Source organism: Streptomyces sp. NPDC020681 (assembly GCF_044334895.1).
Lineage (GTDB): Bacteria > Actinomycetota > Actinomycetes > Streptomycetales > Streptomycetaceae > Streptomyces.
The window spans coordinates 1-16,159 of sequence record NZ_JBIRTX010000024.1 but is presented as its reverse complement, the minus strand read 5'-3'; the positions used below and the strand labels follow the sequence as shown (position 1 = coordinate 16,159).

Below are 16,159 nucleotides of genomic sequence, written 5' to 3'. Positions count from 1 at the left end.
CTCGGCGCTTATGGGCAGGCTCAGTCTGTCACTCTGTCGGTGTCGAAAGCGGCGCATTGCCAGAACCGACCGGGAGCCGCACGTGGGGTCCATTCCGATGCAGCGCGACACCGTCATCCGCTCAACTCCGTTGTACCCACTGCGGAGTGACACGCGGTCGGTTTCGCGTACCAGCCTTCCGGGAAATCCGCTCGCGCCGTCCGCCGCACGCCGCTTCGTGCGGGCCGCGCTGGCCGACTGGACCAACCTCGGGCTGCTCGCCACCTGCGGCTTCTGCCGCGGCACCGGCGGCTGCCCGCCCGGGCAGCACAGCACCGACCGCCTCGCCGACGACGCCGTGCTCATCGTCAACGAGCTCGTCACCAACGCCGTTGTGCACGCGGGCACCACCGTCGAGCTTCTCTGCCGTCTGGAACAGCCCGTGGACGAGGAGCCCGCCGCGCTGGTCATCGAGGTCTCCGACCACCACCCCACCCGTTCCGTACGCAACGAACACCACGGTGCGTCGGACCGTTCCGGCGATCCCGAGTACGGGCGCGGACTTCATCTCGTCGGCGCGCTCGCCGAGCGCTGGGGCATCACCTATCTCTCCGCCCTCAAGACCGTCTGGGCCCGGCTGCCCGTCGACGGCTGGGACTCCTGCCCGCTGCCCGGCGCCGAACCGGCCCTGCACCGCGGACTGCGCGCCGCCGAGATCCTCGCGCCCGCTCCCCGCGGCGGCGTACGGGACGACCGCGGTGACCGCGTGGACCAGAGCCTGGCCGGCCGGGGCGCGCTCTCCTTCCTCGCCGAGGCCTCCGACCTGCTCGCCGGACAGCTCGACGAGGACATGGTCGCCGCGCTCGCCGCGCAGCTGCTCGTGCCGCGGCTCGCCGACTGGTGCGCCATCTGGCTCGACGGCGGCGGCCCTCACCCGCCGCCCGGTCAGAGCTTCGGACAGCGTCTCGCCCGGGTCTGGCACGGCGACGAGTCCCGCATCGAGAAGCTCCGCGAGGTCCTGGCCAAGGAGCCGCCGCCGCTGGCGGACTCCACGAGCGGCGGTCCCGTGCCGATCCCGTGGCCCGCCGGGACAGAACAGGGCGGCGGCCGCGACGGCACCGCCATCGCCTACCGCCTCGTGGCCGGCGGCCGCGGCGTCGGCACGCTGCTGATCGCCAAGCAGAACCTGTCCCGGGTGCCGGACGAAGTGGCCGCGCTGACCGAGGACTTCGCCCGCCGGGTGGCCCACGCGATCGGTGCCGCCCGCCAGTACACCCGGCAGGCCACCATCAGCAAGGTCCTCCAGCGCGGGCTGCAGCCGCGCAAGGTCGGCCGGATCCCCGGCGTCGACCGGTTCCTCGTGTACGAGCCGAGCGACGACGGCCTCGCCGGCGGCGACTTCTACGACATCTTCCTGGCCGGGGTCGACAACCGCTGGTCCTTCATGCTCGGCGACGTCCAGGGCAGCGGCCCCGAGGCCGCCGTCGTCACCGGCCTCGCCCGGCCCTGGCTGCGGCTGCTCGCCCGCGAGGGCTACCAGGTCGGCGAGGTGCTCGACCGGCTGAACGGACTGCTGCTCGACGACGCGATGGAGGCGGCGGAGTCGGCGGCGCTGCTGGTGGCGGGAGCGGGTGGACCCGGCGTGCCCGACGGGCCGCGCTTTCTGTCCCTGCTGTACGGGGAGCTGGTGCCTTCTCCGCGGCCCGGCGGAAGCGTCCGGTGCACGCTGGCCAGCGCCGGCCATCCGCTGCCGCTGCTGCTGCGGCCCGACGGCCGCGTGCGTACGGCGGCGGAGCCGCAGGTGCTGCTCGGGGTCGTCGAGGACGTGGCGTACCAGAGCCAGACCTTCGACCTGGAACCCGGCGACACGTTGCTCTGTGTCACGGACGGAGTGACGGAGCGGCGCTCGGGATCGCGGATGTTCGACGACGGGGACGGGCTCGCGAAGGTGCTGGCGGGGTGCGCGGGCCTGACCGCCCAAGGCGTCGCGGAACGGATCAGGCAGGCGGTGTACGAGTTCGCGGACACGCCGCCGGGTGACGATCTGGCGCTGCTGGTGCTTCAGGCGCAGTAGGTCCCAGTTGCCCGGTTCGGGTGCCGTCCCGGGTGACGGACAATGGGGGGCATGCCTTCCGTACTGCCCGATGGTGAGCCCATGCCCGAGGACGGCGCGCTGCCCGCGTCCGCGCTCGACGGCGCCGGCGACCGGCCGCTCGCCTTCTACCTGCATGTGCCGTACTGCGCCACGCGCTGCGGCTACTGCGACTTCAACACCTACACCGCCACCGAGCTGCGCGGCTCCGGCGGCGTCCTCGCCTCCCGCGACAACTACGCCGAGACGCTCGCCGACGAGATCCGGCTGGCCCGCAAGGTGCTCGGCGACGACCCGCGGCAGGTGCGGACGGTGTTCGTCGGAGGCGGTACGCCGACGCTGCTCGATGCCGGTGATCTCGTACGGATGCTGGATGCCGTACGGGAGGAGTTCGGGCTCGCGGACGACGCGGAGGTGACGACGGAGGCGAATCCGGAGTCGGTGGACCCGGCGTATCTGGAGCGGCTCCGGGCGGGCGGCTTCAACCGGATCTCCTTCGGCATGCAGAGCGCGAAGCAGCACGTCCTCAAGGTGCTGGACCGCACGCACACACCGGGGCGTCCCGAGGCGTGCGTCGCGGAGGCGCGGGCGGCGGGCTTCTCGCACGTGAACCTCGACCTGATCTACGGCACACCGGGCGAGAGCGACGACGACTGGCGCGCGTCGCTGGCCGCGGCGGTCGGAGCGGGTCCGGACCATGTGTCGGCGTACGCGCTGATCGTGGAGGAGGGCACACAGCTGGCGCGGCGGATCCGGCGCGGTGAGGTGCCGATGACGGACGACGACGTGCACGCGGACCGGTATCTGATCGCGGACTCGGTGCTGTCCGAGGCGGGCTACTCCTGGTACGAGGTCTCGAACTGGGCGACCACCGACGCGGGCCGGTGCCTGCACAACGAGCTCTACTGGCGGGGCGCGGACTGGTGGGGCGCGGGACCCGGCGCGCACAGCCATGTGGGCGGGGTGCGGTGGTGGAACGTGAAGCACCCGGGGGCGTATGCGGCGGCGCTGGCGGAAGGCAGGTCACCGGGGGCGGGGCGGGAAATCCTGTCCTTGGAGGACCGCCGGGTGGAGCGGATCCTGCTGGAGCTCCGGCTCATCGAGGGCGTACCGCTGTCGCTGCTGCGGCCGTCCGGCCTGTCGGCCTCGCGCAAGGCCCTGGAGGACGGCTTGCTCGAGCCTGGCCCGTACGAGACGGGCCAGGCGGTCCTGACGCTGCGCGGCCGGCTCCTCGCGGACGCGGTGGTCCGGGACCTGGTGGACTGACCGCCTTCGGCGGTCGTCCTGTCCCACCCGCCCACCCGTTTCAGGGTCACGTTCAGTGACCGCCTCCGGTGGGTGGTTGCGCGCCGTCGGCGGCGGGGGAGGGCGCTGGCGAAGGCCGCCTCCGGCGGCCGGGACCCGCAGCCACCGCGGCGCGCAGCCGACGTGGTCCGGGGGCCGGGATCTGCCCCCGATTCGGGAAAGCGGCGTGGTGGGGAAAGACTCCCGGGACCGTCACCCCGCCGGCGACGTCACAAAGTCGATCAGCTCCTCGACCCGCCCCAACAGCTCCGGCTCCAGGTCCTTGTACGTCGTCACCCGCGACAGGATGTGCTGCCATGCCGCGCCCGTGTTCTCGGGCCAGCCCAGTGCGCGGCAGATGCCCGTCTTCCAGTCCTCGCCCCGGGGGACCGTCGGCCAGGACCGGATGCCAACGGACGACGGCTTCACCGCCTCCCAGACGTCGATGTACGGGTGGCCCACCACCAGCGCGTGGGCGCTCGTGACGCGGGCCGCGATCCGGTCCTCCTTCGACCCCGGGACCAGGTGGTCCACCAGGACGCCGAGGCGGGCGTCGGGACCCGGGGCGAAGTCGGCGACGATGGACGGGAGGTCGTCGATGCCGGAGAGGTATTCGACGACGACGCCCTCGATGCGGAGGTCGTCGCCCCAGACCTTCTCGACCAGTTCCGCGTCGTGCCGGCCCTCCACATAGATGCGGCCCGCCCGCGCCACCCGGGCCCGCGCGCCGGGGACCGCGACCGAACCCGAGGCCGTGCGGGCCGGAGCGGACGGGGCCGCCGTGGACGCGCGGACCAGGGTCACCACCCGGCCCTCCAGCAGGAAGCCGCGCGGGGCCAGGGGGAACACCCGGTGCTTGCCGAAGCGGTCCTCCAGCGTCACGGTCCCCGCCTCGCAGCGGATCACCGCCCCGCAGAAGCCCGTGGCGACCTCCTCCACGACCAGATCGGGTTCCGCTGGCACCTCGGGGACCGGTGTCGACCGCTTCCACGGGGGCGTCAGGTCCGGGCTGTAGCTGCGCATTTGGCCGACGCTACGACACCCCGAAGCGCTCCGCCAGCGCTTCACGCTGTGCCCGGACGAAGTCCGCGTCGACCACCGCGCCATGACCCGGCACATACACCGCGTCCTCGCCGCCGAGCGACAGCAGCCGGTCCAGCGCCGCCGGCCAGCGCGACGGAATCGCGTCCGGGCCCGCCTGCGGCTCGCCCGACTCCTCCACCAGGTCGCCGCAGAACACGACCTCCGGGCCGGCCGCGCTGGCCGGCACCAGCGCGGCCAGATCGTGACCCGTGTGGCCGGGGCCGACGTTGGCCAGGAGCACCTGGCGGCCACCGAGGTCCAGCGTCCACTCGCCGGAGACGAGATGCTGCGGCGTCACCATCAGATCGGTCGCCTCCGCCGCGTCCTCCACGCCGACACCCTCCCGGACGGCCTCGGCCCGGAGCTCGTCCCGGTCCCGCCGCATGAGATCGGCCACGCCGACCGCCCCGTACACCTCGGCCCCCGCGAACGCCGCCGTCCCCAGCACATGGTCGAAATGCGGATGGCTCAGTGCGATATGCGTCACCCGGCGGCCGCCCAGCAGCGCCTGCGCCTGGGTGCGGAGCTCGGCGCCCTCGCGGAGCGTGGAACCCGTGTCGTACATCAGGACGGCGTCCTCGCCGGCGATCAAACCAATGGTCGCGTCCCAGACCGGCAGCCGTCGGCGCCCCACCCCGTCGGCCAGCCGCTCCCAGCCGAAGTCTTCCCAACTGACGTCCATACGGCGACGCTACTGGCAACGACCAGCACAAGCGCGCGGTAGCGTGGCCGGCCGCCCTTGCTAGGTGCCTACCCCACGGCCGTACACTGGCACGGGGAAATGCTGGCACTCGGACGTATCGAGTGCCAAGGCAGTCCCCACCGAGGATCCACAGCTGGAGGTGTGCGCGATGCTCAGCGAACGCAGACTCGAAGTGCTGCGCGCCATCGTCCAGGACTATGTCGGCACCGAGGAGCCCGTCGGCTCCAAGGCGCTCACCGAGCGTCACCAGCTCGGGGTCTCACCGGCCACCGTGCGCAACGACATGGCCGTGCTGGAGGAGGAGGGCTTCATCGCCCAGCCCCACACCAGCGCCGGACGGATTCCGACGGACAAGGGCTATCGCCTGTTCGTCGACAAGCTGGCCGGAGTCAAGCCGCTGTCGTCGCCCGAGCGCCGCGCCATCCAGAACTTCCTGGACGGAGCGGTGGACCTGGATGACGTCGTCGGCCGTACGGTACGGCTGCTGGCGCAGCTGACCCGACAGGTCGCCGTCGTCCAGTACCCCTCGCTGACCCGGTCGACCGTCCGGCATGTGGAACTCCTCTCCCTCGCGCCCGCCCGGCTGATGCTCGTGCTGATCACGGACACCGGACGGGTCGAGCAGCGCATGATCGACTGCCCCGCGCCGTTCGGCGACACCTCGCTCGCCGATCTGCGGGCCCGGCTCAACAGCCGGGTCGTCGGACGCCGGTTCGCGGATGTGCCGCAGCTGGTGCAGGACCTGCCCGACTCTTTCGAGCCGGAGGACCGCGGCGCCGTCTCCACGGTGCTCTCCACGCTGCTCGAGACCTTGGTCGAGGAGACCGAGGAGCGTCTGGTGATCGGCGGCACCGCCAATCTCACCCGCTTCGGGCACGACTTCCCGCTGACCATCCGGCCGGTGCTGGAGGCGCTCGAAGAGCATGTGGTGCTGCTCAAGCTCCTCGGCGAGGCCAAGGAATCGGGCGGCATGGGCATGACGGTACGGATTGGTCATGAGAACGCCCATGAGGGCCTCAACTCCACGTCCGTCGTCTCGGTCGGCTACGGTTCGGGCGACGAGGCAGTAGCCAAACTCGGCGTGGTCGGACCGACCCGCATGGACTACCCCGGAACGATGGGAGCGGTACGCGCAGTGGCACGTTACGTCGGACAGATCCTGGCGGAGTCGTAAGTGGCCACGGACTACTACGCCGTACTCGGCGTGCGCCGCGACGCATCTCAGGACGAGATCAAGAAGGCGTTTCGGCGCTTGGCGCGTGAGCTTCACCCGGATGTGAATCCGGACCCGAAGACTCAGGAGCGCTTCAAGGAGATCAACGCAGCGTACGAGGTGCTGTCGGACCCGCAGAAGAAGCAGGTCTACGACCTCGGCGGCGACCCGCTGTCCCAGGCCGGCGGCGCCGGTGGCGCGGGCGGCTTCGGAGCCGGTGGCTTCGGAAACTTCTCGGACATCATGGACGCGTTCTTCGGGACGGCGTCGCAGCGGGGCCCGCGGTCGCGTACGCGGCGGGGCCAGGACGCGATGATCCGCCTGGAGATCGACCTCAACGAGGCCGCCTTCGGCACGACGAAGGACATCCAGGTCGACACGGCCGTGGTCTGTACGACCTGCTCCGGTGAGGGCGCGGCGCCGGGGACCTCGGCGCAGACCTGCGACATGTGCCGCGGCCGCGGTGAGGTCTCCCAGGTCACGCGTTCGTTCCTGGGCCAGGTCATGACGTCGCGGCCGTGCCCGCAGTGCCAGGGTTTCGGGACCGTGGTCCCGACGCCGTGCCCGGAGTGCGCCGGCGACGGCCGCGTCCGGTCCCGTCGCACGCTGACCGTGAAGATCCCGGCAGGCGTCGACAACGGCACCCGGATCCAGCTCGCGGGCGAGGGCGAGGTCGGCCCCGGCGGCGGGCCCGCCGGTGACCTCTATGTGGAGATCCACGAGCTGCCGCATGCCGTGTTCCAGCGGCGCGGCGACGATCTGCACTGCACGGTGACGATCCCGATGACGGCGGGCGCGCTCGGCACGAAGGTGCCGCTGGAGACGCTCGACGGCCTCGAGGAGGTCGACATCCGTCCCGGCACGCAGTCCGGCCAGTCGATCCCGCTGCACGGGCGCGGCATCACGCATCTGCGCGGCGGCGGCCGCGGCGACCTGATCGTGCACGTCGAGGTGATGACGCCGTCCAAGCTGGACCCGGAGCAGGAACGGCTGCTGCGTGAGTTCGCGAAGCTGCGCGGCGAGGAGCGCCCGCTGGGCCAGTTCCAGCCGGGTCAGCAGGGCCTGTTCTCCCGGCTCAAGGACGCGTTCAACGGTCGGTAGCCCGAGGCGTCTGCCGGTGCCCGGACAGGGCGGGGCGCACCCCCTTGCGGAGTGCGGCCCGCCTCCGGATTCGATGGGCGCGGAGTGGCATGGCACCATGCACGCATGTCCTCCGCACTGACCGATCTTTGCCGGTATCCGATCGTGCAGGCCCCCATGGCGGGCGGTGCCTCCTCCCCTCAGCTCGCAGCGGCCGTGTCCGAGGCCGGTGGGCTGGGGTTTCTCGCTGCCGGGTACAAGACCGCGGACGGTATGTACCAGGAGGTCAAACAGATCCGGGGCCTCACCGGACGGCCCTTCGGCGTCAATGTCTTCATGCCGCAGCCGAACACCGCGGACCCCGCCGCCGTCGAGGTCTACCGGCATCAGCTCGCCGGTGAGGCCACCTGGTACGACACCCCGCTCGGCGACCCCGACTCCGGGCGTGACGACGGCTACGAGGCCAAGCTCGCGATCCTCCTCGACGACCCGGTGGCCGCGGTCTCCTTCACCTTCGGCTGCCCGAGCCGCGATGTGCTCAAGTCCTTCGCCAAGGCCGGCACGTTCACCGTCGTCACGGTCACCACGCCCGAAGAGGCGCAGGCCGCGCAGTGGGCCGGTGCCGACGCTCTGTGCGTCCAGGGCATCGAGGCCGGCGGACACCAGGGCACGCACCGTGACGACATCGCCGCCGACGGGACCGGCGTCGGCCTGCTCACGCTCATTGCGCTGGTCCGCGAGGCCGTGCAGCTGCCGGTCATCGCGGCCGGCGGCCTGATGCGCGGCGGTCAGATCGCCGCCGCGCTCGCGGCCGGAGCGGTCGGGGCGCAGCTCGGCACGGCGTTCCTGGTCTGTCCGGAGTCCGGCGCCAACACGCTGCACAAGCAGGCCATGACCAACCCGCTGTTCGTACGCACCGAACTCACCCGCGCCTTCTCCGGGCGGCCGGCCCGCGGGCTGGTGAACCGCTTCATGCGCGAGCACGGCCGGTACGCCCCGGCCGCCTATCCGCAGGTGCACCATCTGACGAGCGGCCTGCGCAAGGCGGCGGCCAAGTCGGGCGACCCGCAGGGCATGGCGCTGTGGGCCGGACAGGGCCACCGGCTGGCGCGCGATCTGCCCGCCGCGCAGCTGGTCGAGGTGCTGGCCGCCGAACTGGACTCCGCGCGCGCCGCGTTGGCGCTGGGCGGCAGCTGATGACCGCGCCCGTCTTTCTCGTCGACTCACTCGATGGCGTGGGGCCGGGCTCGGTCCTCACGCTGGACGGGCCCGAGGGGCGGCACGCCGTGTCCGTACGCCGGCTGCAGTCCGGCGAGGACATCGTGCTGACCGACGGCCACGGGCGCGGTGCGGCCGGTGTCGTCCTGCGGACGGAGGGCAAGGACCGGCTGATCGTGGAGCCGTTCGAGTTCCCGACGGAACCCGAGCCCTCGCCCCGTATCACCGTCGTCCAGGCCCTCCCGAAGGGCGACCGCGGCGAACTCGCCGTCGAGACCATGACGGAGACCGGTGTGGACGAAGTCGTGCCGTGGGCCGCGGCGCGCTGCATCACTCAGTGGAAGGGCGAGCGCGGCGCGAAGTCCCTCGCCAAGTGGCGGGCCACGGCTCGCGAGGCGGGCAAGCAGTCGCGCCGGCTCCGCTTCCCGGAGGTCGCGGACGCAGCAACGACCAAGCAGGTTGCGGCACTTCTGGCCAAAGCCGACTTCGCGGCGGTGCTCCACGAGGAGGGCGCGGAGCCCCTGGCCACGGCGGAACTCCCGGCGGAGGGCTCGATCGTGCTGGTCGTCGGCCCGGAAGGCGGCGTTTCGCCGGAGGAGCTGGCGCTGTTCGCGGAGTCGGGAGCAAAGCCGTACCGCCTTGGTCGCAGTGTTCTGCGAACGTCGACGGCGGGCACGGCGGCGGCGGCCCTGCTGCTCGGCCGCACCGGCCGCTGGTCCTAGGGCCAGATCCGGCCCTAGTCCTCCGACGCTGCCGCCACCACCGCGTCGAACAGCGGCCAGCCGTCGACCTCCGTCGTTCCGTACGCCGCCGGCAGCAGCCCTCTCGTCGTCGCCTCGTCGACAAGACGACGCACCACACCCGGCTCGTACAGGTTCAGCCAGTTCTGCGCGGTGTCGCCGACGTCGCCCGAGCTGAAGTAAGTCTCCGCGATGTACCGGCCCTTGACCTGCCGGAAGGTGAACTCCAGCCGCGCCGTCGTACCCTCGCGGCGCACCGCGAGCAGCGTGCGGCAGTCGCTGACCGCTCCCCGGTCCGACGTGTGCCGGTGCCGCACCGTCCACACATAGACCGTGTCCTCGTCGACGACGAGCCGGCGCGGGCGGATCAGCTTCCTGGTCATTCCACGACCGTACGGTGGAAAGGTGGCCGCAACCACTCTTTTCCTTCCTGGCGCGGGGTGCCACTCTGCCGTCCATGCGGGGAATGGAACGGAGTTTCAGGCACAGACGGTTCGCCGTGATCGCCGTCGCCGGAGCGGCAGTTGCGGGGATCGCGGCATGCGAGCCGACGGCCGGCGGGCTGAACTCCGCCGCCGTCGCCGTCACCACCGACAAGACCGGGACCAGCACCCTCGAACGCATCGGCTTCGATGTGCGCTGGCTCAGCTGTACCGCCACCACCAGTGCGGGCAACGCCACGAAGTCGCCCACAAAGGCGAGCGTCGCCACCGTCGACTGCCAGGGCGAGACCGACTCCGGGCAGGACATCACGCTCAAGGGCAAGGTGACGGAGGAACGTTCCGGCAGCTGCGTGCGCGGCAACCTGATGGCCAAGGTGGACCGCAAGGTCGTCTTCGAGGCCACCGTCCTCGGCAACTGCACCGCCAAGCCCACCAGTTCGCCGCCGCGGCCCGGCGGCCCGCGCCCCACCGTCACGGTCACCGTGACCGAGACCGTGACAAAGGCGCCCGACGCGCCCGACAAGTGATCCCCAAAGCCGTGACCGGGTGGCACCGGCCTGCCTAGGGTGACCGTGTGACGCAGCCTGCCTACCTCCGGTATCCGCATGTCCACGGCGAGTTGATCGCCTTCACCGCAGAGGACGACGTCTGGGTCGCCCCGCTCGACGGCGGCCGGGCCTGGCGCGTCAGCGCCGACGGCGTGCCCGTCGACCATCCGCGGATCTCGCCCGACGGCACGCACATAGCCTGGACGTCCCGCCGGGCCGGCGCGCCCGAGGTGCATCTCGCGCCCGTCGACGGCGGTCCCGCGGACCGGCTGACGTACTGGGGCAGCCTCAAGACGTCCGTACGCGGCTGGACCCCGGACGGTGAAGTCCTCGCGCTCAGCACACACGGCCAGGCCTCGCTGCGCCGCACCTGGGCGCGGGCCGTGCCGCTCGACGGCGGGCCCGCTGCCGTGCTGCCGTACGGGCCGGTCGGCGGTGTCGCGTACGGGCAGCGCATGCTGCTGCTGTCCGCCACGATGGGCCGTGAGGCCGCCGCCTGGAAGCGCTACCGGGGCGGCACAGCGGGCAAGTTGTGGATCGACGGGCAGGGCGACGGAGAGTTCGTCCGCCTGCACGAGGAGCTCGACGGCAATGTCGAGTACCCACTGTGGGTGGGGGAGCGGGTCGCGTTTCTCTCCGACCACGAGGGTGTCGGAGCGCTCTACTCGTCGCTGCCCGACGGATCCGGTCTGCGGCGGCACACCCCCACGGACAGCTTCTACGCACGGCACGCCGCCACCGACGGCACCCGCGTCGTCTACGCGTCCGCAGGAGAACTGTGGATCGTCGACGACCTCGACGGTGCCGAGCCCCGCCGCCTCGACATCCGGCTCGGCGGCCAGCGCACCGACCTGCGGCCGCGGCCCGTCAACGCCGACCGCCATCTCGGCACCGCCGCGCCCGATCACACCGGCCGCGGCAGCGCCGTGGAGATCCGCGGCGGCATCCACTGGGTCACCCACCGCGAAGGGCCCGCCCGCACGCTGGCCGCGGAGCCCGGCGTACGGGCCAGGCTGCCGCGCACCTTCCGGGCCGACGGCGAGGAGCATGTCGTCTGGGTCACCGACGCCGAAGGCGACGACGCCCTCGAATTCGCGCCCGCCACCGGTCCCGCGCCCGGTACGCCGCCGCGCAGGCTCGGCGCCGGACAGCTCGGCCGCGTGCTGAGCCTGGCCGTCGCGCCCGACGGCAGCCGCGCCGCCGTCGCCTCGCACGACGGGCGGGTCCTGCTCGTCGAGCGCGAGTCCGGCGAAGTACGCCTGGTCGACCGCAGCGAGCACGGCGAAGCCACCGGCCTCGCCTTCTCGCCGGACTCCGGCTGGCTCGCCTGGTCCCACCCCGGCCCGTCGCCGCTGCGCCATCTCAAGCTCGCCAACACCGCGGATCTGTCCGTCTCCGAGGCGACCCCGCTGCGGTTCTGCGACTACCAGCCCGCCTTCACGCTCGACGGCAAGCACCTCGCGTTCCTGTCCGAGCGCGCCTTCGACCCGGTCTATGACACACACGTCTTCGACCTGGCCTTCGTCGGCGGCTGCCGCCCGCATCTGATCACTCTGGCTGCCACCACGCCGTCGCCGTTCGGTCCGCAGCGGCACGGCAGGGCCTTCGAGGCCGACAAGGACCGTGACCGCGCCCAGGACGACGACGAGAACGGTGTGTCCATCACCCGTATCGACCTCGAAGGGCTCGCCGACCGGATAGTGCCCTTCCCCGTCGAGGCCGCCCGCTACTCCACGCTGCGCGCCGCCAAGGACGGCCTGCTGTGGCTGCGCCACCCGCTGCGCGGCGCCCTCGGCGCGACCCGTGCCACGCCGGACGACCCGGGCCCGAAGACCGCGCTGGAGCGGTACGACCTCGTCCAGCAGCGCAGCGAGGAGCTCTCCGCGGACGCGAGCAGCTTCTCCGTCAGCGGCGACGGCAAGCGGGTGCTGCTCTACACCGACGGCAAGCTGAAGGTCGTGCCGAGCGACCGCAGGGCATCGCGCGACGAGGACAGCGACACCAACATCACGGTCGACCTGTCGCGGGTACGCCGCTTCGTCGACCCGGCGGCCGAGTGGCGGCAGATGTACGACGAGGCCGGCCGGCTGATGCGCGACAACTTCTGGCGCGCGGACCTCGGCGGCGTCGACTGGGACGGCGTACTGGACCGCTACCGTCCGGTGCTCTCGCGCCTGGCGACCCACGACGATCTGATGGATCTGCTCTGGGAGGTGCAGGGCGAACTCGGCACCTCGCACGCCTATGTCACCCCGCGCGGCGGCAACGGCCTGCGCTCCGCACGCCAGGGCCTCCTCGGCGCGGACATCTCCCGTGCCGCGGACGGCACATGGCGCATCGACCGCATCCTGCCGTCCGAGACGTCCGACCCGCACGCGCACTCGCCGCTCGCCGCGCCCGGCGTCGCCATCCGCGCGGGCGACGCGATCCTGGCGGTCGACGGCCGGCCGGTGGACCCGGTCACCGGCCCCGGGCCGCTGCTGGTCGGCGCCGCCGGTAAGCCGGTCGAGCTGACCGTCTCGCCCGCGGGCGGCGGCGATCCGCGGCACGCGGTCGTCGTGCCGCTCGCCGACGAGGAACCGCTGCGCTACCACGCCTGGGTCGCCGACAGGCGCGCCTACGTCCACGAGAAGTCCGGCGGCCGGCTCGGCTATCTGCACGTCCCGGACATGCAGGCGCCCGGCTGGGCCCAGATCCACCGCGATCTGCGGGTCGAGGTCGCGCGGGACGGCCTGGTCGTGGACGTACGCGAGAACCGCGGCGGCCACACCTCCCAGCTGGTCGTCGAGAAGCTGGCCCGCCGGATCGTCGGCTGGGACCTGCCGCGCGGGATGCAGCCCTTCAGCTATCCGCGGGACGCGCCGCGCGGGCCGGTGATCGCGGTGGCCAACGAGTTCTCCGGCTCGGACGGCGACATCGTCAACGCGGCGATCAAGGCGCTCGGCATCGGCCCGGTGGTCGGCACCCGGACCTGGGGCGGCGTGATCGGCATCGACAGCAGGTACTCGCTGGTGGACGGGACGCTGGTGACACAGCCGAAGTACGCGTTCTGGCTGGAGGGTTACGAGTGGCGGGTGGAGAACCACGGAGTGGATCCGGACGTGGAGGTGGTGATGGCTCCGCAGGACCATGCCGCGGGCCGGGATCCACAACTGGACGAGGCAGTGAGGATGGGCCTGGCCGTCATGACGGAGAACCCGCCCAAGTCGCCCCCGGCGCTCGATCCGCTCGACTGAGGGCTCCCGGGGCCCAGGACGGGCGAGGGGCGTGGGTGGAGTTGGCCGATAGCATGAGGCGCGTAAGGGACACACGCGAGGAGGACCCCACGCATGGCGGGTGAACCGCAGGCCGACTGCCTGTTCTGCAAGATCGTCAGGGGGGAGGTACCGGCCACCCTCGTGCGGGAGACCGAGACCGTCCTCGCCTTCCGTGACATCAACCCCCAGGCCCCGACCCACGTCCTGGTCATCCCGAAGGCGCACTACCGGGACGCCGCCGACCTCGCTTCGTCGGCGCCGCAGCTGGTCGCCGACGTGCTGCGCGAGGCGGGCGAGGTCGCCGCCGAGGAGAAGACCGACAGCACCGGATACCGCATCGTCTTCAACACCGGAGCGGGCGCCGGGCAGACCGTCTTCCACGCCCACGCCCATCTGCTCGGCGGCCGCGGCCTCGAGTGGCCTCCGGGATAACCCCTCAGACCGAGTTGTAACGAGGCAACGCATCTTGTCCGTACGCGAACTGGTGGTGCTCGGCACCGCCAGCCAGGTCCCGACCCGGCACCGAAACCACAACGGCTATCTGCTGCGCTGGGACGGTGAAGGCATCCTGTTCGACCCCGGCGAGGGCACGCAGCGGCAGATGCTGCGCGCCGGGGTCGCCGCGCACGACATCAACCGGATCTGTGTCACCCACTTCCACGGCGACCACTCCCTCGGCCTCGCCGGAGTGATCCAGCGGATCAACCTCGACCGGGTCCCGCACGAGGTGTCGGCCCACTATCCGGCCAGTGGGCAGCGGTTCTTCGAGCGGCTGCGGTACGCGACCGCGTACCGCGAGACCGTGCGGCTGACCGAGGCGTCCGTCGCCGCCGACGGGGTGCTCGCCGAGACCGCCTCGTACACACTCGAGGCGCGCAGGCTCTCGCACCCCGTCGAGTCGTACGGCTACCGTCTGACCGAGCCGGACGGCCGCCGGATGCTGCCGGAGGCGCTCGCCGCCCGCGGCATCCAGGGCCCGGACGTCGGCCGGCTCCAGCGCGAGGGCGAGGTGAACGGGGTGCGGCTGGAGGACGTCAGCGAGGCACGGCCCGGTCAGCGCTTCGCGTTCGTCATGGACACCCGGCTGTGCGACGGCGTGCATGCGCTCGCCGACGGCTGCGACATGCTCGTCATCGAGTCCACCTTCCTCGACGAGGACGAACAACTGGCCACGGACCACGGCCACTTGACCGCCGGACAGGCCGCGCGCGTGGCCCGCGACGCGGGTGTGCGGCATCTGGTACTGACCCACTTCTCGCAGCGCTACAACGACGCCGAGGAATTCGAGCGGCAGGCGCGCCCCGCCGGGTTCGAAGGCGAGCTGACCGTCGCCAAGGACCTGCTGCGCGTGCCCCTGCCCAAACGTCAGCAGTGAGCGAGGCGAACGGCTCATGCCCCTCCCCAAGGCCGAACTGCATCTGCACATCGAAGGCACCCTGGAGCCCGAACTCGCCTTCGCGCTCGCCGCGCGCAACAGCGTCGAGCTCGCCCACAAGGACACCGAAGAGCTGCGCCGCGCCTATCTCTTCGAGGATCTGCAGTCCTTCCTGGACCTCTACTACGGCCTGATGGCCGTGCTGCACACCGAGGACGACTTCGCCGAGCTCGCCGACGCCTATCTGGAGCGGGCCGCCGAGCAGGGCGTGCGGCACGCCGAGATCTTCTTCGACCCGCAGGCGCACACCGCGCGCGGCGTGCCGGTCGGCACGGTGATCGAGGGCCTCGGCCGGGCGCTGGAGGCGAGCGAGGAGCGGCACGGCATCTCGACCCGGCTGATCATGTGCTTCCTGCGCGACGAGTCCGCGGAGTCCGCGCTGGAGACCCTGCACGCCGCGAAGCCTCATCTGCACCGGATCACGGCGGTGGGGCTCGACTCGGCGGAGGCGGGCCATCCGCCGTCGAAGTTCCGCGAGGTGTACGAGGCGGCTGCCGCGCTCGGTCTGCGCAAGGTGGCGCACGCCGGCGAGGAGGGCCCGCCGGAGTACATCCGCGAGGCTCTGGACATCCTCGGCGTCGAACGCGTCGATCACGGGCTGCGCTGCATGGAGGACCCGGAACTGGTCGAGCGTCTTGCGCGAGACCGGATTCCGCTGACACTGTGCCCGCTGTCGAACGTGCGGCTGCGCGCCGTCGACATCCTGGAGGAGCATCCGCTGCCGCGGATGATCGACGCGGGACTGCTGTGCACGGTCAACTCCGACGACCCGGCGTACTTCGGCGGCTATGTCGGGGACACGTTCCACGCGGTGCACGAGGCGCTGGGGCTGGGCGAGGAGCGGCTGCGGGAGCTGGCCCGCAACTCCTTCCTGGCGTCGTTCCTGGACGACGACGAGGAGCGCCGGGCACGGCTGCTGGCGGAGGTCGACGCGTACGACTTCGAGGTCCGGCGCCCGGACTGAGCCGGCCTGACCCAGACGAAAGGCCCTAGGTGTATTGCCCTGGAGCGTTGTTCACGCGGGTGATGGGTGGTTTGCCTTCGAGTGCGGTGTGGCTGCGGTGGTGGTTGTAGGTGTGGAGGA

The 16,159-nt window shown here is 71.9% G+C and carries 14 protein-coding genes; 11 read left to right on the top strand and 3 right to left on the bottom strand.

Features of this window, described 5'->3' with window-relative positions; genetic code table 11:
* The first annotated feature begins 97 nt into the window (after positions 1–97).
* The gene (locus ACH4YL_RS35310; RefSeq protein WP_398511669.1) at positions 98–2,053 is read left to right on the top strand and encodes a SpoIIE family protein phosphatase; all 1,956 of its coding nucleotides are present in this window, start codon (positions 98–100) and stop codon (positions 2,051–2,053) included.
* A 51-nt stretch (positions 2,054–2,104) separates the two neighbouring features.
* Complete coding sequence (gene hemW / locus ACH4YL_RS35305) at positions 2,105–3,337, top strand: radical SAM family heme chaperone HemW (RefSeq protein ID WP_398511614.1); 1,233 nt, start codon at positions 2,105–2,107, stop codon at positions 3,335–3,337.
* A gap of 231 nt (positions 3,338–3,568) precedes the next feature.
* Here hemW and ACH4YL_RS35300 read toward each other — a convergent pair whose 3' ends face one another.
* On the bottom strand, positions 3,569–4,378 hold the full coding sequence (locus tag ACH4YL_RS35300; RefSeq protein ID WP_398511613.1) for a DUF3097 domain-containing protein: 810 nt from the start codon (positions 4,376–4,378) through the stop codon (positions 3,569–3,571).
* 10 nt (positions 4,379–4,388) lie between these two features.
* On the bottom strand, positions 4,389–5,120 hold the full coding sequence (locus tag ACH4YL_RS35295; protein WP_398511612.1) for an MBL fold metallo-hydrolase: 732 nt from the start codon (positions 5,118–5,120) through the stop codon (positions 4,389–4,391).
* A gap of 169 nt (positions 5,121–5,289) precedes the next feature.
* Between ACH4YL_RS35295 and hrcA the strand changes: the two genes are divergently transcribed.
* The 4 genes from hrcA (at position 5,290) to ACH4YL_RS35275 (ending at position 9,374) form a co-directional block, all read left to right on the top strand.
* Positions 5,290–6,315 carry a heat-inducible transcriptional repressor HrcA gene (gene hrcA / locus ACH4YL_RS35290; RefSeq protein ID WP_398511611.1) on the top strand — a complete coding sequence of 342 codons (1,026 nt, stop codon included), beginning with the start codon at positions 5,290–5,292 and terminating at the stop codon, positions 6,313–6,315.
* The gene (dnaJ, locus tag ACH4YL_RS35285) at positions 6,316–7,455 is read left to right on the top strand and encodes a molecular chaperone DnaJ (protein WP_398511610.1); all 1,140 of its coding nucleotides are present in this window, start codon (positions 6,316–6,318) and stop codon (positions 7,453–7,455) included.
* A 105-nt stretch (positions 7,456–7,560) separates the two neighbouring features.
* Positions 7,561–8,631 (top strand): nitronate monooxygenase, encoded by a 1,071-nt coding sequence (locus ACH4YL_RS35280; RefSeq protein WP_398511609.1) that lies wholly within the window; start codon positions 7,561–7,563, stop codon positions 8,629–8,631.
* Positions 8,631–9,374, top strand: coding sequence for a 16S rRNA (uracil(1498)-N(3))-methyltransferase (locus ACH4YL_RS35275; RefSeq protein ID WP_398511608.1), 744 nt, complete (start codon positions 8,631–8,633; stop codon positions 9,372–9,374). Before ACH4YL_RS35280 ends, ACH4YL_RS35275 begins: the two co-directional genes overlap by 1 nt.
* Before the next feature lie 14 nt (positions 9,375–9,388).
* Here ACH4YL_RS35275 and ACH4YL_RS35270 read toward each other — a convergent pair whose 3' ends face one another.
* A complete protein-coding gene (locus ACH4YL_RS35270) occupies positions 9,389–9,775 on the bottom strand; it encodes a hypothetical protein (protein WP_398511607.1) in 387 nt (128 codons plus the stop codon).
* A 74-nt stretch (positions 9,776–9,849) separates the two neighbouring features.
* Here ACH4YL_RS35270 and ACH4YL_RS35265 point away from each other — a divergent pair, with 74 nt between their 5' ends.
* The 5 genes from ACH4YL_RS35265 to ACH4YL_RS35245 all read left to right on the top strand — a co-directional run bounded on the left by ACH4YL_RS35265 (position 9,850) and on the right by ACH4YL_RS35245 (position 16,039).
* Positions 9,850–10,362 carry a hypothetical protein gene (locus ACH4YL_RS35265; RefSeq protein WP_398511606.1) on the top strand — a complete coding sequence of 171 codons (513 nt, stop codon included), beginning with the start codon at positions 9,850–9,852 and terminating at the stop codon, positions 10,360–10,362.
* A gap of 47 nt (positions 10,363–10,409) precedes the next feature.
* On the top strand, positions 10,410–13,619 hold the full coding sequence (locus ACH4YL_RS35260; protein ID WP_398511605.1) for a S41 family peptidase: 3,210 nt from the start codon (positions 10,410–10,412) through the stop codon (positions 13,617–13,619).
* A gap of 93 nt (positions 13,620–13,712) precedes the next feature.
* A complete protein-coding gene (locus ACH4YL_RS35255; RefSeq protein ID WP_398511604.1) occupies positions 13,713–14,072 on the top strand; it encodes a histidine triad nucleotide-binding protein in 360 nt (119 codons plus the stop codon).
* Between the two features lie 34 nt (positions 14,073–14,106).
* Positions 14,107–15,015: a ribonuclease Z gene (locus tag ACH4YL_RS35250; RefSeq protein WP_398511603.1), complete on the top strand. Its 909-nt coding sequence runs from the start codon at positions 14,107–14,109 to the stop codon at positions 15,013–15,015.
* 16 nt (positions 15,016–15,031) lie between these two features.
* Entirely contained in the window at positions 15,032–16,039 is a 1,008-nt protein-coding gene (locus ACH4YL_RS35245; protein WP_398511602.1) for an adenosine deaminase, read from the top strand.
* The last annotated feature ends 120 nt before the right edge of the window (positions 16,040–16,159 follow it).